This window comes from Sinomicrobium soli (assembly GCF_003285545.1).
In the GTDB taxonomy this organism is placed as follows: domain Bacteria; phylum Bacteroidota; class Bacteroidia; order Flavobacteriales; family Flavobacteriaceae; genus Sinomicrobium.
This window is the reverse complement of the sequence record NZ_QLNV01000037.1, coordinates 1-2,700: the sequence shown is the minus strand read 5'-3', so window position 1 is coordinate 2,700 and position 2,700 is coordinate 1. Positions and strand designations below refer to the sequence as shown.

Here is a 2,700-nt window from a genome sequence, read left to right as displayed (position 1 = left end):
AACCTGATGCTAAGCTATGTTTTCAAGTCCGTTCGCCCGGAAAATCTCTATAACTAACTATATTTCAAATATTTCAATGAACTTTTTCAGATTTTAATGGGACAGCAATGTCTATAAATTAAATATAAATGTCCGTATCTCTACCCATATATCACCATAACTAACTGAATAACAACACCTTGTGCGTTCTTGTCTAATTTACGTATAAACAATTGTATATTAGTGATTAATTTAGGTGTGTTTACGGATAATCCTTAAATTAAGGACAATCTGAAGACCTGGTAGGGGCTACACCTTTAGTCTGATTTCTTGTAGCACCTGTAGGCAAAGTTAGATCTCTCAAATCTTCCCCAAAGTCACTGGGGTTTCTTCCTTCAAAAAAGATTCCATAACTACCAACTGTTTCTGGTATTATCAAACCTCCTTTTTTTGCCACTGCAATTGCAAAATCTGTACAATTAAATTCATTTAAATAATACTTGCCAGGATAATTTTCGATATAATTAATAATGTTGGTTAATTGAACTGATGATATATTTAAAGTTACACTAACATGATACGCCGACCCCGAATTATCATGCAACTCACTATTTTGAGCTGCCAATAATGATGCTCCAGGCGAATCAGGATAAAAACCAATATTTCTAACAACTCCATTTTGTTCGAGTCCTATAAAGGCATGCCCAATTCTAGCCGTTACTTCCCTAGAATTCTCAATTGATTGTTCGGCATAGATGGTTAACTTAGCTGACGCAGTCTTATCAAAACATTCAAGTTCTTTTTGAATATCTGTGATCTTGGGTGTAGATACAACATCTATTATTATATCAGCTACTACAACAGATTCATCGCCAGTATCACCCCCTCCATCCCCATAACATTCATCCCAATTCCCCAAATCATCACAGGGGTCCGGTTCTTCCGGATAGTCGGGGTCTTCAATCCATATACAGTCATCGTAGCAATACTCACCAATGACTTCATCCCAGCAATACTCATCACCTCCCCCCGGATCGTCCGGGTCCCAGGAGCCTTCGCCCACACAGCCCCCTTCATAGATATCCTCGCAGACCTCATAACAGTCATAGCCCCCCATCGCTGCCAACTGCTGTTTCGATGGTAGCCGTTCCTTCTGCGTCTGCGGCCGGCCCTTGTATTTCCGTACCGGGCGGCCATTGACTACACGGATGATAACCTTGCGCTCGCCATTGGCTTTCAGGTACTCCAGGTAGCCTGTAAAGTCCTGTCTAATTGATGTAGGTAATTGTTGCTATCAACTTTTTCCCGAATCGCTGGTCTTTTCTATATACTGGTCAATCATAAAATAAAGTAAAGTTGTACAAATTAATCCGAGTAAAAGTGCATAGGCAATATATATCATATTTTTATACCATGGAACCCACCAAATATTACTGAATGAACCGAAAACACATATTAACGCAAAAACTAATGCGGAGAACCACAATATTTTTCGCAAAAAACTCAGTTTTTTTCCTTTAGTGACATAATAGTCTTTTATTAATTGAAAGGGCAACAATATAAAGATTGAAAAGACAGTAGAATTTAAAAAGTAAAAAGATTCTCCAAAAAAAGCAAGAACGATAGCCTTTATCGACCCATACTGCTCGATCAGGTTCACATCAAAATCTCCCCAGCGTTTTATTTGCAATAGCAATGGAAATACAAGAAATCCTATTATTGCGTTGAATATTATTTTCCTAATTAGCATAACAATAGATATTTTAATCCGGGCAATCCTTACTTAATGTACTTAAAGGGGCCTGACCATTCAGGACATCTACTACCTGCTGCCAGTCAGGGCGGTGAATCTGTTGATTAGCAACTGATGCATTACCTTCATGTTGGTTTACATAATTATTTATTTTATTCTGAAATGAAGTCCAAAGTGCATCGGCTTGATTAAAAGGAAAATTATCCAAATTTTTCCTGGCCCATTCCCCATCCCAACTCGTCAACCTGTCTACACCTCTGGTATAAAACGTATATGAGCCATCGTCGTTTTGCGTATATCCAAAATCCCTGTTTCCTGAAACCGGATGTTCACCATATTTTGGATCAAAAATCGTGGAAAAAGTCCATTTATCCGTATCGTAATCACTTACAATGACGGACCCGTTGTCCGGTCCTTTGATATCAATTCCTATGACTGCCCCCAGCGGATTCGAGGAGTTCCACAGTGTGATCTCATCAAGACCGGGCCATTGATAAGGTTCGAATTCACTGTATTCCGTATCCACAAAGCTATTGATATTTGTCCGGATATGGTTCAGAAATTGTTCAGGGGTCTGCCTCTGCCCGTTAACGACTGGCAGTTCATTCACTGTGACCGGAAAGTAGTCCATATTGACCACCGAACTGTAGGCGTCATTAATATGCTGTAGCCTGGCTACGGTTGTAGTAGTCATACCAGGATATGAGGTTGATGTACTGACAATCTGATCCAGCTTATCAAGCTGGGCTTGCTGCACTTCGTGGGTTGCTGTGGCCAGCCATTGCCTGATAGTCTCGCATGGAATATCCGGGAGCAACGCAAACGGTTTGTCCGCAATCGCATTCTTGATCTCGGATTCTGAAGGTGCGTCCGGGTCCGGATAATAATCATCCCCTCCATCCCCATAACATTCATCCCAATTCCCCGGATCGTCACAGTAGTCCGGTTCCGGATCTATGGGATCGTCT

General features: G+C 40.7%; 2 protein-coding genes. Both read right to left on the bottom strand.

Annotated features, from left to right (window positions below; genetic code table 11):
* Positions 1 to 259: 259 nt before the first annotated feature.
* Positions 260 to 1,096 carry a hypothetical protein gene (locus DN748_RS18900; protein ID WP_112373397.1) on the bottom strand — a complete coding sequence of 279 codons (837 nt, stop codon included), beginning with the start codon at positions 1,094 to 1,096 and terminating at the stop codon, positions 260 to 262.
* A gap of 646 nt (positions 1,097 to 1,742) precedes the next feature.
* On the bottom strand, positions 1,743 to 2,700 hold a 958-nt coding region (locus tag DN748_RS19185; RefSeq protein WP_161554616.1), incomplete at its 5' end, for a hypothetical protein.

What these genes read in the sequence shown, in the direction of transcription:
- DN748_RS18900 (WP_112373397.1), bottom strand. Translation starts at nt 1,096, where the DNA reads ATGGGGGGCTATGACTGTTATGAGGTCTGCGAGGATATCTATGAAGGG.